The sequence below is a fragment of the Pseudomonas sp. NFX224 genome (assembly GCF_048565165.1).
In the GTDB taxonomy this organism is placed as follows: Bacteria; Pseudomonadota; Gammaproteobacteria; order Pseudomonadales; family Pseudomonadaceae; genus Aquipseudomonas.
The window spans coordinates 4198556-4216257 of the sequence record NZ_CP183416.1 but is presented as its reverse complement, the minus strand read 5'-3'; the positions used below and the strand labels follow the sequence as shown (position 1 = coordinate 4216257).

Annotated in this window: 18 protein-coding genes; 10 read left to right on the top strand and 8 right to left on the bottom strand. The window is 57.9% G+C overall.

What is annotated here, in order from left to right:
* Positions 1-234 precede the first annotated feature (234 nt).
* Complete coding sequence (locus tag ACNYC6_RS19195; RefSeq protein WP_419708705.1) at positions 235-876, top strand: hypothetical protein; 642 nt, start codon at positions 235-237, stop codon at positions 874-876.
* An 87-nt stretch (positions 877-963) separates the two neighbouring features.
* Here the strand turns inward: ACNYC6_RS19195 and ACNYC6_RS19190 are convergent, their stop codons facing one another.
* Positions 964-2181 carry an argininosuccinate synthase gene (locus tag ACNYC6_RS19190; RefSeq protein WP_223489117.1) on the bottom strand — a complete coding sequence of 406 codons (1218 nt, stop codon included), beginning with the start codon at positions 2179-2181 and terminating at the stop codon, positions 964-966.
* Between the two features lie 129 nt (positions 2182-2310).
* A complete protein-coding gene (locus ACNYC6_RS19185; RefSeq protein ID WP_419708704.1) occupies positions 2311-3216 on the bottom strand; it encodes a flagellar protein MotY in 906 nt (301 codons plus the stop codon).
* A 159-nt stretch (positions 3217-3375) separates the two neighbouring features.
* Between ACNYC6_RS19185 and pyrC the strand changes: the two genes are divergently transcribed.
* Positions 3376-4422 carry a dihydroorotase gene (gene pyrC / locus ACNYC6_RS19180; protein ID WP_419708703.1) on the top strand — a complete coding sequence of 349 codons (1047 nt, stop codon included), beginning with the start codon at positions 3376-3378 and terminating at the stop codon, positions 4420-4422.
* On the top strand, positions 4419-5096 hold the full coding sequence (gene rnt, locus ACNYC6_RS19175) for a ribonuclease T (protein WP_056853601.1): 678 nt from the start codon (positions 4419-4421) through the stop codon (positions 5094-5096). Before pyrC ends, rnt begins: the two co-directional genes overlap by 4 nt.
* A 72-nt stretch (positions 5097-5168) precedes the next feature.
* On the opposite strand, the gene ACNYC6_RS19170 is transcribed toward rnt, so the two are convergent.
* Entirely contained in the window at positions 5169-5771 is a 603-nt protein-coding gene (locus ACNYC6_RS19170) for a peroxiredoxin (RefSeq protein ID WP_008057532.1), read from the bottom strand.
* Between the two features lie 304 nt (positions 5772-6075).
* On the opposite strand from ACNYC6_RS19170, the gene ACNYC6_RS19165 reads away from it, so the two are divergent.
* On the top strand, positions 6076-6294 hold the full coding sequence (locus tag ACNYC6_RS19165) for a bacterioferritin-associated ferredoxin (protein ID WP_056853602.1): 219 nt from the start codon (positions 6076-6078) through the stop codon (positions 6292-6294).
* Between the two features lie 198 nt (positions 6295-6492).
* Positions 6493-6966 (top strand): bacterioferritin, encoded by a 474-nt coding sequence (bfr, locus tag ACNYC6_RS19160; RefSeq protein WP_416126289.1) that lies wholly within the window; start codon positions 6493-6495, stop codon positions 6964-6966.
* Positions 6967-7141: 175 nt separating this feature from the next.
* Here bfr and grxD read toward each other — a convergent pair whose 3' ends face one another.
* The 3 genes from grxD to ACNYC6_RS19145 form a co-directional block, all read right to left on the bottom strand.
* On the bottom strand, positions 7142-7483 hold the full coding sequence (gene grxD, locus ACNYC6_RS19155; RefSeq protein WP_007943565.1) for a Grx4 family monothiol glutaredoxin: 342 nt from the start codon (positions 7481-7483) through the stop codon (positions 7142-7144).
* Between the two features lie 97 nt (positions 7484-7580).
* Positions 7581-9686: a molybdopterin oxidoreductase family protein gene (locus ACNYC6_RS19150; protein WP_419708702.1), complete on the bottom strand. Its 2106-nt coding sequence runs from the start codon at positions 9684-9686 to the stop codon at positions 7581-7583.
* 135 nt (positions 9687-9821) lie between these two features.
* Complete coding sequence (locus tag ACNYC6_RS19145) at positions 9822-10112, bottom strand: hypothetical protein (protein ID WP_419708701.1); 291 nt, start codon at positions 10110-10112, stop codon at positions 9822-9824.
* Between the two features lie 406 nt (positions 10113-10518).
* Here ACNYC6_RS19145 and argF point away from each other — a divergent pair, with 406 nt between their 5' ends.
* The gene (argF, locus tag ACNYC6_RS19140; protein ID WP_338582797.1) at positions 10519-11439 is read left to right on the top strand and encodes an ornithine carbamoyltransferase; all 921 of its coding nucleotides are present in this window, start codon (positions 10519-10521) and stop codon (positions 11437-11439) included.
* The gene (locus tag ACNYC6_RS19135; RefSeq protein WP_419708700.1) at positions 11436-12545 is read left to right on the top strand and encodes an ABC transporter ATP-binding protein; all 1110 of its coding nucleotides are present in this window, start codon (positions 11436-11438) and stop codon (positions 12543-12545) included. The genes argF and ACNYC6_RS19135 overlap by 4 nt, the downstream gene beginning before the upstream one ends.
* A gap of 43 nt (positions 12546-12588) precedes the next feature.
* On the opposite strand, the gene ACNYC6_RS19130 is transcribed toward ACNYC6_RS19135, so the two are convergent.
* Positions 12589-13371, bottom strand: a complete 783-nt coding sequence (locus tag ACNYC6_RS19130; protein ID WP_419708699.1) for a PhzF family phenazine biosynthesis protein — start codon at positions 13369-13371, stop codon at positions 12589-12591.
* 20 nt (positions 13372-13391) lie between these two features.
* A complete protein-coding gene (gene ybaK, locus ACNYC6_RS19125; RefSeq protein ID WP_419708698.1) occupies positions 13392-13862 on the bottom strand; it encodes a Cys-tRNA(Pro) deacylase in 471 nt (156 codons plus the stop codon).
* Between the two features lie 339 nt (positions 13863-14201).
* Here ybaK and ACNYC6_RS19120 point away from each other — a divergent pair, with 339 nt between their 5' ends.
* From ACNYC6_RS19120 to ACNYC6_RS19110, 3 genes are all read left to right on the top strand, one after another.
* Positions 14202-15053, top strand: coding sequence for an MIP/aquaporin family protein (locus tag ACNYC6_RS19120; RefSeq protein WP_419708697.1), 852 nt, complete (start codon positions 14202-14204; stop codon positions 15051-15053).
* A gap of 75 nt (positions 15054-15128) precedes the next feature.
* On the top strand, positions 15129-16634 hold the full coding sequence (gene glpK, locus ACNYC6_RS19115; protein WP_419708696.1) for a glycerol kinase GlpK: 1506 nt from the start codon (positions 15129-15131) through the stop codon (positions 16632-16634).
* 95 nt (positions 16635-16729) lie between these two features.
* Positions 16730-17485, top strand: coding sequence for a DeoR/GlpR family transcriptional regulator (locus ACNYC6_RS19110; RefSeq protein ID WP_007971301.1), 756 nt, complete (start codon positions 16730-16732; stop codon positions 17483-17485).
* Positions 17486-17702: the final 217 nt, after the last annotated feature.

Below are 17702 nucleotides of genomic sequence, written 5' to 3'. Positions count from 1 at the left end.
TAAAAGTAACGGTTATTTTCGACGCTTGAACTCATAACAGAAATATCACACACAAAGTATCCACATACTCTTACAGCGAAAAACAAAAACTGATCAATCATTAATAGCGTACAAACAAACCGACACCACCCAAACGACGTATATTTAAAAACAATATTCAAACAAAAAACCACAAACCCAACACAACCCTTTATTCAATATTCGAGAAAAGACAAAACAAAATGAGTAGACAACATGATAAAAAACCAAAAGAGAATCACCAACCCCATTACTGTGATCGCGATATTTGCGACGCTATCTGAAACTTCCGCAGCCGTTTCACTGCCCTTTCTGGATCACAAAGAACGGGAAATCTACATCTGGTTCCTGATGATTTTCCCTTTTTATTTGCTACTTCTGTTTTTCGCCACGCTCAACTTCAACTATCGTTCGCTGTACGCGCCTTCAGACTTCGCAAAGGGAAAAGACTTCGTAAAAATCCTGGACAGTGTGACGAAAAGGGAAGGAGCCATAAAAGATCGCCGGCCCACCAGTCCGAGTAGTGCACAAGCTCCACCAACAGAGGTCGATGTGCAAAATTCGCGCACGGTCAAGCATCACATACGCCTGCACGAGTCACTGGAGGACCTGTACATCATCGATGCCCGCTGGTTCAGCAAAAAAATGGAATTCAGCACATTGTGGGAAAAGACACAGGAATTACAGAACAGACAGGCCCACGTACTTCTGTTTCTCACAGACGCGGAATCAGAAAGACTACTTAAAGAATGCGCACTCAAATACTCAAAACAGGCAAAGAAACGCGGCAGCGCCACTTTCTGCGTTGTCTACAATTTGAGCTCACGAGGGATGACGGTGATTGATCAGTGCAACTGACTGACACACAACAGTCGACAAAAAAACATATTCGAATCGGTGGCCTCGTCGATGACAAGGCCACCCATCCATTATCCGCTCAAGGCCTTAGAACAGCTTGCGGCCTTTGTTCGCGGCGATGCGCATGCGCAGCGCATTGAGCTTGATGAAGCCCGCTGCGTCAGCCTGGTTGTAGGCGCCGCCATCTTCTTCGAAGGTGGCAATGTTGGCGTCGAACAACGACTCATCGGACTTGCGACCGGTGACAATCACGTTACCCTTGTACAGTTTCAGGCGCACAACGCCATTCACGTGAGCCTGGGACGCATCGATCATCTGTTGCAGCATCAGACGCTCAGGACTCCACCAGTAGCCGGTGTAGATCAGGCTGGCGTATTTCGGCATCAGCTCGTCCTTGAGGTGAGCCACTTCGCGGTCCAGGGTGATCGATTCGATCGCCCGGTGGGCGCGCAGCATGATGGTGCCGCCTGGGGTTTCGTAGCAGCCACGGGACTTCATGCCCACGTAACGGTTCTCGACGATGTCCAGACGACCGATACCGTGTTCGCCACCGATACGGTTCAGGGTCGCCAAAACGGTGGCCGGGGTCATTTCAACGCCGTCCAGCGCGACGATGTCGCCATTGCGGTAGGTCAGTTCCAGGTACTGCGCTTTGTCTGGAGCTTTCTCCGGGGAGACTGTCCAGCGCCACATGTCTTCTTCGTGCTCGGTCCAGGTATCTTCCAGCACGCCACCTTCATAGGAGATGTGCAACAAGTTGGCATCCATCGAGTACGGGGATTTTTTCTTGCCGTGACGCTCGATCGGGATCGCGTGCTTTTCAGCGTAGTCCATCAGCTTCTCACGGGACAGCAGGTCCCATTCGCGCCACGGAGCGATCACTTTCACACCCGGTTTCAAGGCGTAGGCGCCCAGTTCGAAACGAACCTGGTCGTTACCCTTGCCGGTGGCGCCGTGGGAAATGGCGTCAGCGCCGGTTTCGTTGGCGATTTCGATCAGGCGTTTGGCGATCAGCGGACGAGCGATGGAAGTACCCAACAGGTACTCGCCTTCGTAAACGGTATTGGCGCGGAACATCGGGAACACGAAATCGCGCACGAACTCTTCGCGCAGGTCGTCGATGTAGATTTCTTTGACGCCCATGGCCTGAGCCTTGGCGCGTGCCGGCTCGACCTCTTCGCCCTGACCCAGGTCAGCGGTGAAGGTCACCACTTCACAGTTATAAGTATCCTGCAGCCACTTGAGGATCACCGAAGTGTCCAGGCCGCCGGAATACGCCAGAACGACCTTGTTTACGTCCGCCATGCCATCACTCCACGGGGTTCTACGGAAAGCCGGGAAGTCTACCGCTCATACAGAATAATTTACAGTGGCGCGACAGCTTATGACGACGAAGCGACAGAATATGTCGAGAGCGCGACGATGACCGATGAGTCAGGAAGTTGCGGAGGCTGCCGGTTTCGTGGCTTGAGGAGCCATTTGTTCCGCGGGCGCGCCCCGCTCCAGGCGTACGGCTACCCGACGGTTTTTCGAGCGGTTGGCGTTGTTGGAATTCGGCGCCAGCGGGTAACGCTCGCCGTGGAAACGCATGGTGATTTGCGACTCCTGGATGCCGTTGGCCTTGAAGAACTCCATCACCGCCAGCGCCCGACGTCGAGACAGATCACGGTTGGTCAGGCGATTGCCACTGTTGTCCGAATGGCCATCGAGTTCAATGTGATTGACCGTCGGATCGGCCTTCATGAACTCGATCATCACCTGAAGTTTGGCTTTCGCGGCCGCATCCAGATCAATACCACCACCCGGGAAACCGACTTCGGACTGTTTCACCTGATCAAAATTCTGCGGCAACAGCTTGGCCACACAGCCCTGATAATCGGCAAAGGCCTTATTGAACTTGACCGGCAACAGGCGCACCTCCGACACCCGGCCATCGCCCGAGGAGTGTCGAACCACGGGACTGCGCCCGTCCATCAGGCCGCTGATCAACCGCCCCGCCTGCACTTGCGAACTGTTGAACAACACATTGCCGCTGCCGATGCGTACGGAACCAAGATTGATATCGCCACGCCCCGGTTGCCACGGTGCAGCGGCCGCCAAAAGGGTAGCCGAGCCACCGCCCATCATTGCGTTATAAGCGTTCAGACGAAACGTCGCCTGCTCGCCCGCGCGACGCACGAATTGTCCCGAACCGAAATCGGTGATCGGCTGAGTCAGGCGGCACTCGAACTTGTCTCCTTCGACCGTCCACTCAATGCTCTCCAGACGCGTCTGGAAAGTGAGCGCCATCGCAGGAAGGCTGGCAAACACACTGAGCAAGGCTAAATAACGCTGGCGCACGGGAGGCTCCACTGGCTTCGACAACAAAAAGACCGACACACAGATGTTTACGGCATACCTGTTGGATATCGGAAGCTTGCGGCAAAACTTGATAGCGAGTGCCTGCAAGAGTCTTTTCCGGTAGCATTCCCCTCAGTTTGACCCGCCTGGAATCCCCTCATGTCCGACCGCCTGACCCTGCTGCGTCCCGACGACTGGCACATTCATCTTCGCGATGGTGCCGTGTTGACCAATACCGTTGCGGATGTTGCGCGCACCTTTGGTCGCGCCATCATCATGCCTAACCTGGTCCCTCCGGTCCGCAATGTGGCTGAAGCCGACGGCTATCGCCAGCGGATTCTCGCTGCCCGCCCGGCCGGCAGCCCGTTCGAACCGCTGATGGTGCTGTACCTCACCGATCGCACCCAGCCTGAAGAAATTCGCGAGGCCAAGGCCAGCGGTTTCGTGCACGCCGCCAAGCTGTACCCGGCCGGCGCGACCACCAACTCGGACTCTGGCGTCACCAGCATCGACAAGATTTTCCCGGCGATCGAGGCTATGGCCGAAGTCGGGATGCCTTTGTTGATCCACGGTGAAGTCACCCGCGGCGATGTCGACGTGTTCGACCGCGAAAAAAACTTCATCGATGAGCACATGCGTCGTGTGGTCGAGCGTTTCCCGACGCTCAAAGTGGTGTTCGAACACATCACCACGGCAGACGCCGTGCAGTTCGTCAACTCGGCCTCGGCCAACGTTGGCGCAACCATCACTGCGCATCACCTGCTGTACAACCGCAACCACATGCTGGTGGGCGGGATTCGGCCACACTTCTACTGCCTGCCGATCCTCAAGCGCAACACGCACCAGGAAGCCCTGCTCGACGCCGCCACCAGCGGCAGCGAGAAGTTCTTCCTCGGCACCGACTCGGCGCCCCACGCCCAGCATGCCAAGGAAGCCGCCTGCGGTTGCGCCGGCTGCTACACCGCTTATGCGGCGATCGAGATGTACGCCGAAGCCTTCGAACAGCGCAACGCGCTGGACAAGCTCGAAGCCTTCGCCAGCCTCAACGGCCCGCGTTTCTATGGCCTGCCGGCCAACACCGATCGCATCACCCTGGTTCGCGAAGAATGGACCGCCCCGACCAGCCTGCCGTTTGGCGAGCTGACCGTTATCCCGCTGCGCGCCGGTGAAAAACTGCGCTGGCGCCTGCTGGAGGAACACGCGTGAGTGAAGACCATTTCGACGATGAACAGGAAGGTCAAGGCGGTGGCGGCGGTTCCCGTCACCCGATGGCCGCACGGTTTCGTGGCTACCTGCCCGTTGTCGTCGACGTAGAAACCGGTGGCTTCAACTCGGCCACCGACGCCCTGCTGGAAATCGCCGCGACCACCATCGCCATGGATGAAAAGGGTTTCGTTTACCCTGATCACACCTACTTCTTCCGCGTCGAGCCTTTCGAAGGCGCGAACGTCGAAGCCGCAGCCCTGGAGTTCACAGGGATCAAGCTCGATCACCCACTGCGCATGGCAGTGAGTGAAGAGACGGCCCTGAACGATATCTTCCGCGGCGTGCGCAAGGCGCTGAAGGCCAACGGCTGCAAGCGGGCGATTCTGGTCGGACACAACAGCAGCTTCGACCTGGGCTTTCTGAACGCGGCAGTTGCGCGTCTGGACATGAAGCGCAACCCGTTCCATCCGTTCTCCAGTTTCGACACCGCGACCCTCGCCGGTCTGGCCTACGGTCAAACCGTACTCGCCAAGGCCTGTCAGGCAGCGGACATCGACTTCGACGGTCGCGAGGCTCACTCGGCTCGCTATGACACCGAGAAGACCGCCGAGCTGTTCTGCGGCATCGTCAATCGCTGGAAACAGATGGGCGGCTGGGAAGATTTCGACGACTGACAGGTCATCGGTTAAATCCCGCCCATAAAAAACCGGCCTCGATAGCCGGTTTTTTTGTACCTGGAGCGTGCCTTACAGTGCGGCAGCGTGCTCGGTCAGGTAAGCCGCAACGCCTTCTGGCGAAGCGTTCATGCCTTTGTCGCCTTTCTTCCAGTTGGCAGGGCAGACTTCACCGTGCTCTTCGTGGAATTGCAGAGCGTCGACCAGACGCAGCAGCTCTTCCATGTTACGGCCCAGCGGCAGGTCGTTGATGATCTGCGAACGGACAACGCCTTTGTCGTCGATCAGGAACGCGCCACGGAATGCAACGCCGTCAGCGGACTGAACGTCGTAGGCCTTCATGATTTCCTGCTTGATATCGGCAGCCATGGTGTAACGAACTGCGCCGATACCACCATCGTTGACCGGGGTGTTGCGCCAGGCGTTATGGGTGAAGTGCGAGTCGATCGACACCGCGACCACTTCAACGTTGCGTGCCTTGAACTCGGACATGCGGTTGTCCAGAGCGATCAGCTCCGACGGGCAAACGAAGGTGAAGTCCAGTGGGTAGAAGAACACCAGGCCGTATTTGCCTTTGATGGCTGACGACAGGGTGAAGCTGTCTACGATTTCGCCATTGCCGAGTACGGCCGGTACGGTGAAGTCAGGGGCTTGTTTGCCTACGAGTACGCTCATTGGATATCTCCTGGTGTAGAAGCGTGAAAAACAAGGTTCGCATCAGCCTGCCATCCATAGACGACAGCCCTGTGACACGAACCCGTTTCGAAAAGACCGGTCATCATACACTGCGTGTTTGACCTGTCCTCAACGGTTTTTCCTGCAGACGCAAAAATCGCCCCGGCAAAATCCGCTGCTGCGCGCCGAAGGAAAACCGTTCGTCAGCCTTGGCAAAAAGTGCCCGCAAAGCACTTTGACAATCATTCTCGTTAACATTAAGATCCATCGCATTCGAGACATAAACAAGCGACGGTTTTCACTTATGTATGTTTGCCTCTGCACTGGCGTCACCGACGGTAAAATCCGCGATGCGATCTATGAAGGATGCTGCAGCTACAAAGAAGTCCGTTTGGCCACCGGCGTTGCCAGTCAATGCGGCAAATGTGCCTGTCTCGCCAAAGAAGTGGTTCGCGAAACCCTGATGGAGCTGCAGACAGCCCAGGCCGCGATTCCTTTTCCAGCAGAATTTACAGCTGCGTAAATACCGAATTTCAAAGAACCGGACTCATGTCCGGTTTTTTTATGCCTGAAAATCAACTAGTTATGCTCTAGACGCGGAACACAAACATTCTTATTCCGATTAATTTTCATATATTATTCAATAACTTAGGTTTGACACTCTTAGTTGCGCGGCTCAAACTCTGCCTTATAGACAGCTAATACAGGGCAGGACCCCATCATGAAAGGCGACATTACAGTCATCCAGCATCTCAACAAGATCCTTGCCAATGAGCTGGTCGCGATCAACCAATACTTCCTGCACGCGCGGATGTATGAAGATTGGGGTCTGAACAAGCTCGGCAAGCACGAGTACCACGAATCCATCGACGAGATGAAACACGCGGACAAGCTGATCAAGCGCATCCTGTTCCTTGAAGGCCTGCCGAACGTCCAGGACCTGGGCAAGCTGCACATCGGCGAGCACACCAAGGAAATGATCGAGTGTGACCTGCGTATCGAGAAGACCGGCCATGCCGATCTGAAGGTAGCGATCGCTCATTGCGAAAAAGTCGGCGACTTCGGTAGCCGTGAACTGCTTGAAGACATCCTCGAATCAGAAGAAGAACACATCGACTGGCTGGAAACCCAACTTGGCCTGATCGACAAGATTGGTATCGAGAACTATCTGCAATCGCAGATGGGTGAAGAGTAAGAACTGTCGAGTGAAACGAGGCTGCGATGTTGGCAGCACGACACGCCAGTAACGTGTTAAGCAAATAAAAAGCCCCGCCACCTCGATAGAGGGGCGGGGCTTTTTAGTGGCTGGAGATCAAGGATCACAGCCTTGTTTCACTCGACGGCTCCTGCACTGCAGGGAGCCAATCGATTTAAGCTTCGGTCTTGTTGGCTGCAGCGGCTTCGACAGCAGCCTTGATGGTGGTTTGCAACGAACCGTCTGCAGCCATCTCGGTCATGATGTCGCTACCGCCGACCAGTTCACCACCGACCCACAGTTGCGGGAAGGTTGGCCAGTTGGCGTATTTTGGCAGGTTGGCGCGGATTTCCGGGTTCTGCAGGATGTCCACGTACGCAAACTTTTCACCACATGCCATCACGGCCTGCGCGGCTTTGGCAGAGAAGCCACACTGCGGGGCATTCGGCGAGCCTTTCATGTAAAGCAGAATGGTGTTGTTGGCAATCTGCTCTTTAATCGTTTCGATGATATCCATGGAGCACCTCGGCTGAACTTTCCGACTCATGGGTCGGCACGGTGGCGCATTGTAACGGAAAGCCGAGCGCCATGCTCGGTCTCTCCGTCAGATGTGATCAAGCCGCTGCCACGGTCACTGGAACGCCGTTCAACGCCGCATTACCCGATAATTCGTCGAGCTGACACTCGTCGGTCAGGTCGTTGGCACTGGAGCCCGGCTGGCCACTGGCAATCGTCATTTGCACGCCCGGCCGCGCATGACCCCAACCGTGCGGAAGGCTGACCACTCCTTTCATCATATCCGGGCTGCCGAGTACTTCCACTTCGATAACGCCAACTCGCGAACTGACCCGCACGCGCTGGCCATCGCTCAAGCCACGACTGGCCAGATCTTCCGGGTTCATCAACAACTGATGGCGAGGCTTGCCTTTCACCAGGCGATGGTAGTTATGCATCCACGAATTGTTGCTGCGTACATGACGGCGGCCGATCATCAGCAGCTCATCGGCTGCCGGGGCCTGCAACGCTGCAAAGCGCGCCAGGTCGGCAAGGATCGCGGCGGGCGCGGCCTGAACTCGCTGATTAGCAGTTTTCAGACGTGGCGCCAGATTAGGCTTCAGCGCCCCCAGATCCACACCGTGAGGATGATCGAACAAAGTCGCCAAAGACAATTGGTGCTCGGAAGCATCGCCATACAACCCCATGCGCAAGCCGCGATCGATCATCTGCGCCGGAGCAATGGTCGGTTTCAGCTCCTTGCCGGTTTTCGCGGCAAACGCCTTGGCCAGCCCGACGAAAATTTCCCAGTCGTGCAATGCCCCCTCGGGTTTGGCGAGAATCGCCCGATTGAAACGGCTGACGTTGCGCACCGCAAACATGTTGAACGTGGTGTCGTAGTGATCGTTTTCCAGCGCCGAGGTGGACGGCAGGATCAGGTCGGCGTATCGCGTGGTCTCGTTGATGTACAAGTCGACACTGACCATGAACTCCAGACCGTCCAGCGCTTGCTCCAGTTGACGGCCGTTCGGTGTAGAGAGCACCGGGTTACCGGCTACGGTGATCAACGCACGAACCTGGCCCTCCCCTTCGGTCAGCATCTCTTCGGCCAGCGCCGACACCGGCAGTTCACCGGCATATTCGGGACGCCCGGAGACACGGCTCTGCCACAGATTGAAATGCCCGCCCGACGTCGAGGCCACCATGTCCACTGCCGGTTCGGTGCACAACGCGCCGCCCTCGCGGTCGAGGTTGCCAGTCACCAGGTTGATCAGTTGCACCAGCCAATGGCACAACGTGCCGAACGCCTGGGTCGAGACGCCCATGCGGCCATAGCAAACCGCGCTCGGCGCTGCAGCGAAATCCCGCGCCAGTTGACGGATCTGTTCGGCCGGCACCGCGCACAACGGGCTCATCGCTTCTGCGGTGAACGTCGCGATGGCCTCGCGCACGTCATCCAGACCATCCACCGGTAAATGACTGTCACGGGTCAGGCCTTCAGCGAACAACGTATTGAGCAGCCCGAACAACAACGCCGCATCGCCACCGGGACGCACGAACAGGTGCTGATCGGCAATCGCCGCCGTTTCACTGCGACGCGGGTCGACCACCACTACTTTGCCGCCGCGAGCCTGAATGGCTTTCAAGCGTTTTTCCACGTCAGGCACGGTCATGATGCTGCCGTTGGACGCGAGCGGGTTGCCGCCAAGGATCAGCATGAAATCGGTGTGATCGATATCCGGAATCGGCAGCAGCAAACCGTGGCCGTACATCAAATGGCTGGTCAGGTGATGGGGCAATTGGTCAACCGAGGTCGCGGAAAACCGGTTGCGGGTTTTCAGCAGGCCAAGAAAGTAATTGCTGTGGGTCATCAACCCATAATTGTGCACGCTGGGGTTGCCCTGATAGACCGCCACCGAGTTTTGCCCGTGTCGCGCCTGAATCGCCGCCAGGCGCTCGGCGACAAGGTTGAAGGCGTCTTCCCATTCGATGGGCTGCCACTCGCTGCCAACGCGGCGCATCGGCTGATGCAGGCGATCCGGATCGTTCTGGATGTCTTGCAGGGCGACAGCCTTCGGGCAGATATGCCCGCGACTGAATGTGTCCAGAGGGTCGCCCTTGATCGAAGTGATCTGCACGCTGCCTTCGAGCTCGGTGGTTTCGATGGTCAGGCCGCAGATGGCTTCACACAGGTGGCACGCACGGTGATGGAGAGTCTTGGTCATGGCCAGTCTCTGTTTTGTTCTGGGCGGGCAGTATCGACCGCGGGAACAAAACTATGGCGTCAGCCCGGCCACCGCGCCAGCGACGTTCGTCTTGTGAATCGATGACCATCAGGCCAGCCGATTTAGCCGCGTCGATCAGCTCGCCGGAAGCCTGGGCGGCGCCTGCAACTGGACTTCCTGAAGGGTTTCGATCTGCTCGTGGGCGACATGCACGCCTGTCAGTTCGCCGATCAACCGCCAGTGCTCGTCGAGCCCGGTGCTGATGGTGGCCATACGGTCGATCATCCGGCGACCGGCGTCCCGGGTCACCGGATCGCTGCTGCGCAGCAATTCGAAGGACATCGACGTCATGGAGGCGGTCAGGTGAGTCAGGGAGCGGGCCGTAAGGCCGAGCAAATCCATTAGCTGCTGTTCTTTCGATTCCATCGCGGTGGCTTCCTGCGTCGCTGGTGATTTATTTATAACCCAGCACTTTGCATTAGCAAATGTTTCGGACCAGACGCGCGCGTACAAGGCCTGCGAACAGCAGGCCAGAAACCGACCATCAGCGTACCGCCGCCGCCCCGCCTGATTGCCAAGTTGAGCAGGCGCGGTGTACAAATGCCTGGCTGCTGTCAGGAAACAGGCTTCAAAAGCGCTACTGCGGTTATCCCGTAGCCCCTCTGAAATCCCCTAAAAACCGTAGCCCTATTGGTAAGACGCGACATTTAATTATAAGATCGCGCCTTCCCCTATTTCGTCGCCCCGTGCGGCTTACGCCGCAGGTCTCGCCCGTTGTTCCGTTAAACAAGGCTTTGAGCATCTGCGGTTTGTAGCAAAAAGGTAGTCAATGATGAGCGCAAGGCACTTTCTCTCCCTGATGGATTGCACGCCCGAAGAGCTGGTCAGCGTGATCCGTCGAGGCGTTGAGCTCAAAGACCTGCGTAACCGCGGCGTACTGTTCGAGCCCCTGAAAAACCGCGTGCTCGGGATGATCTTCGAGAAGTCCTCGACCCGCACCCGCATTTCCTTCGAAGCCGGCATGATCCAGCTCGGCGGCCAGGCTATTTTCCTGTCGCCGCGTGATACCCAACTGGGCCGTGGCGAGCCGATCGGCGACTGCGCGATCGTCATGTCGAGCATGCTCGACGCGGTGATGATCCGTACCTTTGCCCATAGCAATCTGACCGAATTCGCCGCCAACTCGCGCGTGCCAGTGATCAACGGCCTGTCCGATGATTTGCACCCCTGCCAGTTGCTGGCCGACATGCAAACCTTCCTCGAGCACCGTGGCTCCATCCAGGGCAAGACCGTGGCCTGGATCGGCGACGGCAACAACATGTGCAACAGCTATATAGAAGCGGCTATCCAGTTCGACTTCCAGCTGCGCATCGCTTGCCCGGAAGGTTACGAACCGAATCCGGAATTCGTGGCCAAGGCCGGCGACCGCGTCACCATCGTGCGCGATCCGAAGGATGCCGTGCGCGGCGCCCACCTGGTGAGCACCGACGTCTGGACCTCCATGGGCCAGGAAGAAGAAACCGCCAAGCGCTTGAAGTTGTTCGCCCCGTATCAGGTCAATCGCGCACTGCTCGATCTGGCCGCCAGCGACGTGCTGTTCATGCATTGCCTGCCAGCACACCGCGGTGAAGAGATCAGCGTCGACCTGCTCGACGACTCGCGCTCCGTGGCCTGGGATCAAGCGGAAAACCGTCTTCACGCGCAAAAGGCGCTGCTCGAGTTTCTGGTCGAGCCGGCGTATCACCACGCATGAGCCAGCCATTACTGCTAAACCTGCGCAACCTCGCCTGCGGCTATCAAGACCAGCGCGTGGTGCAGAACCTCAACCTGCATTTGAACGCCGGCGACATCGGCTGCCTGCTCGGCTCTTCCGGTTGCGGCAAGACCACCACCCTGCGCGCCATTGCCGGCTTCGAACCGGTGCACGAAGGTGATATCCAGTTGGCCGGCGAGACCATCTCCAGCGCCGGTTTCACCCTCGCGCCGGAGAAACGTCGCATTGGCATGGTGTTCCAGGACTACGCGCTGTTTCCGCATTTGAGCGTGGCCGACAACATCGCTTTCGGCATTCGCAAGCATCCGCAAAAGGATCGGGTGACCGAAGAGTTGCTGGAGTTGGTCAACCTCAAGGGCCTCGGCAAGCGCTTCCCCCATGAGCTTTCCGGCGGTCAACAGCAACGTGTTGCGCTGGCCCGCGCCTTGGCACCGGAGCCGCAATTGTTGCTGCTCGACGAACCGTTCTCCAACCTCGATGGCGAATTGCGCCGCAAGCTCAGCCACGAGGTTCGCGACATTCTCAAGGCCCGTGGCACCAGCGCGATTCTGGTGACCCACGATCAGGAAGAAGCCTTCGCCGTCAGCGATCACGTTGGTGTGTTCAAGGAAGGACGGCTGGAACAGTGGGACACGCCCTACAACCTCTATCACGAACCGCTGACGCCGTACGTGGCCAGTTTCATCGGCCAGGGGTACTTCATTCGTGGCCAGTTGAGCAGCCCGGAATCGGTGCAGACCGAACTCGGAGAGTTGCGCGGCAACCGTGCCTACACCTGGCCGGTCGGTGGCGCGGTGGATGTGCTGTTGCGTCCGGACGATATCGTTTATGCGCCAGACAGCGCATTGAAAGCACGGATCGTCGGCAAGTCGTTCCAGGGGGCGTCGACGCTTTATCGCCTGCAAATGCCGACGGGTGCGCAGCTGGAATCGATCTTCCCGAGCCATGTCGATCATCAGGTCGGCGTCGAGGTTGGCATTCGTGTCGCCGCCGAACACCTGGTGTTGTTCCAGGCATCCGGCAGCATGGCGGCGCAGATTCCGGTGGTTGAATCCGGTGTGCGGCGGTACAGCACCGCTCACTGATAAGGATCAAAAGATCGCAGCGTTCGACTGCGATCTTTTGCTTTCAACCCAATATCAGCATACCGCTGGCCACCAGCGTCGCATCCCCGCCTATCTTCACCCGATCGCCTTCCAGCCGGCAGAACAACTCTCCACCCCGCGCCGAACACTGATAAGCCGTCAGACTCGACTTGCCCAGACGCCTGGACCAATACGGGATCAGGCTGCAATGGGTCGATCCGGTCACCGGGTCCTCATTGATGCCAATCGCCGGTGCGAAATAGCGCGAGACGAAATCGTGTTTATTGCCCCGTGCGGTCACGATGGCGCCCAGCCATGGCAGTTTCGCCAGTGCGACCATGTCCGGCTTGCAATCGAGCACGGCCTGCTCGGACTCCAGCACCACGAACAACTCGTTTGAACCCAGCACATCGACCGCTTCCACCCCGAGTGCGCGCTCGACGTCCAGGGTCACGCCCACTTCCGAAGGGATGATCGACGGGAAATCCAGCCACAAACGCCCACCCTCGCGACTCACGCTCAATGGGCCGGACTTGCAGGTGAAATCCAGGCGCTGAACGGGTTCCTTGTAGACTTCAAACAAAACGTAAGCGCTGGCCAGCGTCGCGTGACCACACAATGGCACCTCGGTGGTCGGGGTAAACCAGCGAATGTGCCAGCCCTGCCCTTCTCGCACCACGAAAGCCGTTTCGGCGAGGTTGTGTTCCGCGGCGATCTTTTGCATCAACTCATCGGCGAGCCACGCATCCAGTCGATACACCATCGCCGGGTTACCACTGAAGGGACGATCGCTGAACGCATCGACCTGATGAAACTCAAGCTGCATGAGACTTCTCCTTTATACGCTCAAGCTCGGCCGATATCGGCGAACGTTGCCTGGGTATGTTCAGCCAGCACCGCGGGGGTCAGTTCGACTTCCAGGCCACGGCGCCCCGCGCTGACAAAAATGCTCGCAAAGGGCTGGGCCGAATTGTCGATAAAGGTGCGCAAGCGCTTCTTCTGCCCCAACGGACTGATCCCGCCCAACAGATATCCGGTGGAGCGCTGGGCCGCCGCCGGGTCGGCCATTTCGACTTTCTTCACCCCGGCCGCATGGGCCAGTGCTTTCAAATCGAGAGTCCCGCCAACCGGCACCACCGCCACCAGCAATTCACTTTTTTCACTGGCCGCCAACAAGGTCTTGAACACTTGCGCCGGGTCCAATCCGAGTTTTTCCGCAGCTTCCAACCCATAGGACGCAGCCTTCGGGTCGTGTTCATAACTGTGCACACGGTGTTCGGCCCGAACCTTTTTCAGCAAATCCAATGCGGGTGTCATGACAGCTCCAGACTTGGCGACAGTAGAAAAATACTGCGCCGGATTCTAGGACATTGATGCACAAAAGGCTCTATCCCGGCACCGTTTGAACAGGCATCCCACCATCACCCGTCACGATCATTCACAGGGCTGATAGTTTATTTATGACCGACGGTTCACTTTCGACCTTTGACAGGTGTGTTTCTTGTCTATATTTTTTCGTTTCTGAAACTGTACGAAACGTCTTACCGCAGTGCCCCGCTGTAAACCGGGAACAGGATGGGGATCCTGCCACGGTGAAAAACGCGCTTTGACCACAATGGAATGAAAGCGCCAGACAAGAAGAAAAATGAGGTTTCAATGACAACTGCTTTACAACAACCGTCGCTCTCGAGCCAATGCATGGCCGAATTTCTGGGTACTGCACTTCTGATCTTTTTTGGTACAGGCTGCGTTGCCGCGCTCAAGGTCGCGGGTGCCAGCTTTGGCTTATGGGAAATCAGCATCATCTGGGGCGTCGGCGTGAGCATGGCGATCTACCTGACCGCAGGCGTTTCCGGGGCTCATCTCAACCCTGCCGTGAGCATCGCACTGAGCATTTTTGCCGACTTCGAAAAGCGCAAACTGCCCTTCTACATTTTCGCCCAGGTAGGCGGCGCCTTTTGCGGCGCTCTGTTGGTGTACACGCTGTACAGCAACCTGTTCTTCGATTTCGAACAAGCCCATCACATGGTTCGCGGCACCGAAGCCAGCCTGGAATTGGCGTCGGTATTCTCCACCTTCCCCAACCCGAGCCTGTCCACGGCACAAGCATTCCTCGTCGAAGTCATCATCACCGCCATCCTGATGGGCGTGATCATGTCGCTGACCGACGACAACAATGGCCTGCCCAACGGCCCGCTGGCGCCGATCCTGATCGGCCTGCTGATTGCGGTGATTGGCAGTTCGATGGGGCCGCTGACCGGTTTTGCGATGAATCCCGCTCGTGACTTCGGCCCAAAACTGATGACCTTTTTCGCCGGCTGGGGTGAGATTTCCCTCACGGGCGGGCGCGATATTCCGTATTGCCTGGTACCGGTTTTCGCCCCGATAGTCGGTGCCTGCCTAGGTGCAGCGGCTTACCGCGGAATCATCGCCCGCCATCTGCCGAACGCCGTACCTGCTACAAAGGACACAACAACGGCCATTGACGGCAAACCGAGAATTTCTTGATACCGTTGGCGCATGTTCCTGCCGAAAAGATCGCGCGCCAGACCTCACTCCCTTATTTCGTCCAAGGCAATCGACATGACCGACACTCAGAATAAGAACTACATCATTGCCCTCGATCAGGGTACGACCAGTTCCCGCGCGATCATTTTCGACCGCGACGCCAACGTGGTCTGCACCGCTCAACGGGAGTTCGCGCAGCATTACCCGCAAGCCGGCTGGGTCGAGCATGACCCGATGGAAATCTTCGCCACCCAGAGCGCGGTGATGGTCGAGGCCCTGGCGCAAGCCGGCCTGCATCACGATCAGGTCGCCGCCATCGGCATCACCAACCAGCGTGAAACCACCGTGGTCTGGGACAAGAACACCGGCCGACCGATCTACAACGCGATTGTCTGGCAGTGCCGCCGCAGCACCGAGATTTGCCAGCAGCTCAAGCGCGATGGCCACGAGCAATACATCAGCGACACCACAGGCCTGGTCACCGACCCGTACTTTTCCGGTACCAAGCTCAAGTGGATTCTCGACAACGTCGAAGGCAGCCGCGAACGCGCGCGCAACGGCGAGCTGCTGTTCGGCACCGTCGACAGCTGGCTGATCTGGAAATTTACCGGCGGCAAGGTGCACGTCACCGACTACACCAACGCCTCGCGCACCATGCTCTTCAACATCCACACCCTGGAGTGGGACGCGAAGATGCTGGAAGTGCTGGACATCCCGCGCGAAATGCTCCCGGAAGTGAAGTCGTCGTCGGAAATATATGGCCGCACCAAGAGCGGCATTGCCATCGGCGGTATCGCCGGTGACCAGCAAGCCGCGCTGTTCGGTCAGATGTGCGTTGAAGCCGGTCAGGCGAAAAACACCTACGGCACCGGTTGCTTCCTGTTGATGAACACCGGCGACAAAGCCGTGAAATCCAAACACGGCATGCTCACCACCATCGCTTGCGGCCCCCGCGGCGAAGCGGCCTATGCGCTGGAAGGCGCGGTGTTCAACGGTGGCTCCACCGTGCAATGGCTGCGTGACGAGTTGAAGATCATCAACGACGCCCACGACACCGAATACTTCGCCAACAAGGTCAAGGACAGCAACGGCGTGTACCTGGTGCCCGCCTTCACTGGCCTCGGCGCGCCCTATTGGGACCCGTACGCCCGTGGCGCATTGTTCGGCCTGACCCGCGGTGTACGTGTCGACCACATCATCCGCGCCGCACTGGAGTCGATCGCCTACCAGACCCGCGACGTACTCGACGCCATGCAACAGGACGCCGGCGAACGCCTCAAAGCCCTGCGCGTGGATGGCGGTGCGGTGGCGAACAACTTCCTCATGCAGTTCCAGGCCGACATCCTCGGCACTCAGGTCGAGCGCCCGCAAATGCGCGAAACCACGGCGCTGGGTGCTGCTTACCTGGCGGGCCTGGCCTGCGGTTTCTGGGGCAGCCTGGAAGAGTTGCGCGGCAAGGCGGTGATCGAACGCAAGTTCGAACCGACCCTGGACGAAACCGCCAAGGAAAAACTCTACGCCGGCTGGAAAAAAGCCGTCAGCCGCACCCGCGATTGGGCGTCTGAAGACGAGGCGGAATAAGCCCACTTACAGACTCGTATCAGCTTGTAACTGGTAGGGAGCAGATTCCTGCGGCATCATGGGCAAATTTTGCACGGCAGCCCAAAGGACGCCCCATGAATCTGCCTCCCCGTCAGCAGCAAATCCTCGAACTGGTCCGCGAACGCGGCTACGTCAGTATCGAGGAAATGGCCACGCTGTTCGTTGTTACCCCGCAAACCATCCGCCGCGATATAAATCAGCTTGCGGAAGCCAATTTGCTGCGTCGCTATCACGGCGGCGCCGCTTACGATTCCAGTGTTGAAAACACCGCCTACGCCATGCGTGCCGACCAGATGCGCGATGAGAAGCAGCGCATCGGCGAAGCGATTGCCGCACAGATTCCCGACCACGCCTCGTTGTTCATCAACATCGGCACGACGACCGAATCCATCGCCCGCGCACTGCTCAATCACAGCCATCTGAAGATCATCACCAACAACCTGCACGTGGCCTCGATGCTCAGCGCCAAGGACGATTTTGACGTGCTGCTGACCGGCGGCAACGTGCGACGCGATGGTGGCGTGGTGGGCCAGGCCAGCGTCGATTTCATCAATCAGTTCAAGGTCGATTTTGCCCTGGTCGGCATCAGCGGCATCGATGAAGACGGCAGCCTGCTGGATTTCGATTATCAGGAAGTGCGGGTGTCCCAGGCGATCATCGCCAACGCCCGACAAGTGATCCTCGCCGCCGACTCCAGCAAATTCGGGCGCAACGCCATGATCCGCTTGGGGCCGATCAGCCTGGTCGATTGCCTGGTCACCGATCAGCAACCGTCGCCGGCGCTGGCGCAGTTGTTGAACCAGCATAAGGTTCGGCTGGAAGTCGTTTAATCTTTTCGGCCTTTAAAGATCGCAGCCCTCGGCAGCGCCTACAGGATTCATGTGTCTGTAGACGCTGCCGAAGGCTGCGATCTTTTGCTTTTATGTTCGTAAATTTTCCTTTATCAGCCCTTCGATGAGTATTTTCAATCGAAGCTGACTGGCTGTGCGCGTCTTTATGGGCTAGTATTTTCGCAAATGAACATTCATGTTCGATTTCAAATACAGC

Coding starts and splice junctions, on each gene's coding strand:
- ACNYC6_RS19150 (WP_419708702.1), bottom strand. CDS start 9,686: ATGACCAAGACTCTCCATCACCGTGCGTGCCACCTGTGTGAAGCCATC.
- ACNYC6_RS19190 (WP_223489117.1), bottom strand. CDS start 2,181: ATGGCGGACGTAAACAAGGTCGTTCTGGCGTATTCCGGCGGCCTGGAC.
- ACNYC6_RS19135 (WP_419708700.1), top strand. CDS start 11,436: ATGAGCCAGCCATTACTGCTAAACCTGCGCAACCTCGCCTGCGGCTAT.
- pyrC (WP_419708703.1), top strand. CDS start 3,376: ATGTCCGACCGCCTGACCCTGCTGCGTCCCGACGACTGGCACATTCAT.
- bfr (WP_416126289.1), top strand. CDS start 6,493: ATGAAAGGCGACATTACAGTCATCCAGCATCTCAACAAGATCCTTGCC.
- ACNYC6_RS19110 (WP_007971301.1), top strand. CDS start 16,730: ATGAATCTGCCTCCCCGTCAGCAGCAAATCCTCGAACTGGTCCGCGAA.
- ybaK (WP_419708698.1), bottom strand. CDS start 13,862: ATGACACCCGCATTGGATTTGCTGAAAAAGGTTCGGGCCGAACACCGT.
- glpK (WP_419708696.1), top strand. CDS start 15,129: ATGACCGACACTCAGAATAAGAACTACATCATTGCCCTCGATCAGGGT.
- grxD (WP_007943565.1), bottom strand. CDS start 7,483: ATGGATATCATCGAAACGATTAAAGAGCAGATTGCCAACAACACCATT.
- ACNYC6_RS19170 (WP_008057532.1), bottom strand. CDS start 5,771: ATGAGCGTACTCGTAGGCAAACAAGCCCCTGACTTCACCGTACCGGCC.
- ACNYC6_RS19130 (WP_419708699.1), bottom strand. CDS start 13,371: ATGCAGCTTGAGTTTCATCAGGTCGATGCGTTCAGCGATCGTCCCTTC.
- ACNYC6_RS19120 (WP_419708697.1), top strand. CDS start 14,202: ATGACAACTGCTTTACAACAACCGTCGCTCTCGAGCCAATGCATGGCC.
- ACNYC6_RS19195 (WP_419708705.1), top strand. CDS start 235: ATGATAAAAAACCAAAAGAGAATCACCAACCCCATTACTGTGATCGCG.
- ACNYC6_RS19145 (WP_419708701.1), bottom strand. CDS start 10,112: ATGGAATCGAAAGAACAGCAGCTAATGGATTTGCTCGGCCTTACGGCC.
- argF (WP_338582797.1), top strand. CDS start 10,519: ATGAGCGCAAGGCACTTTCTCTCCCTGATGGATTGCACGCCCGAAGAG.
- ACNYC6_RS19165 (WP_056853602.1), top strand. CDS start 6,076: ATGTATGTTTGCCTCTGCACTGGCGTCACCGACGGTAAAATCCGCGAT.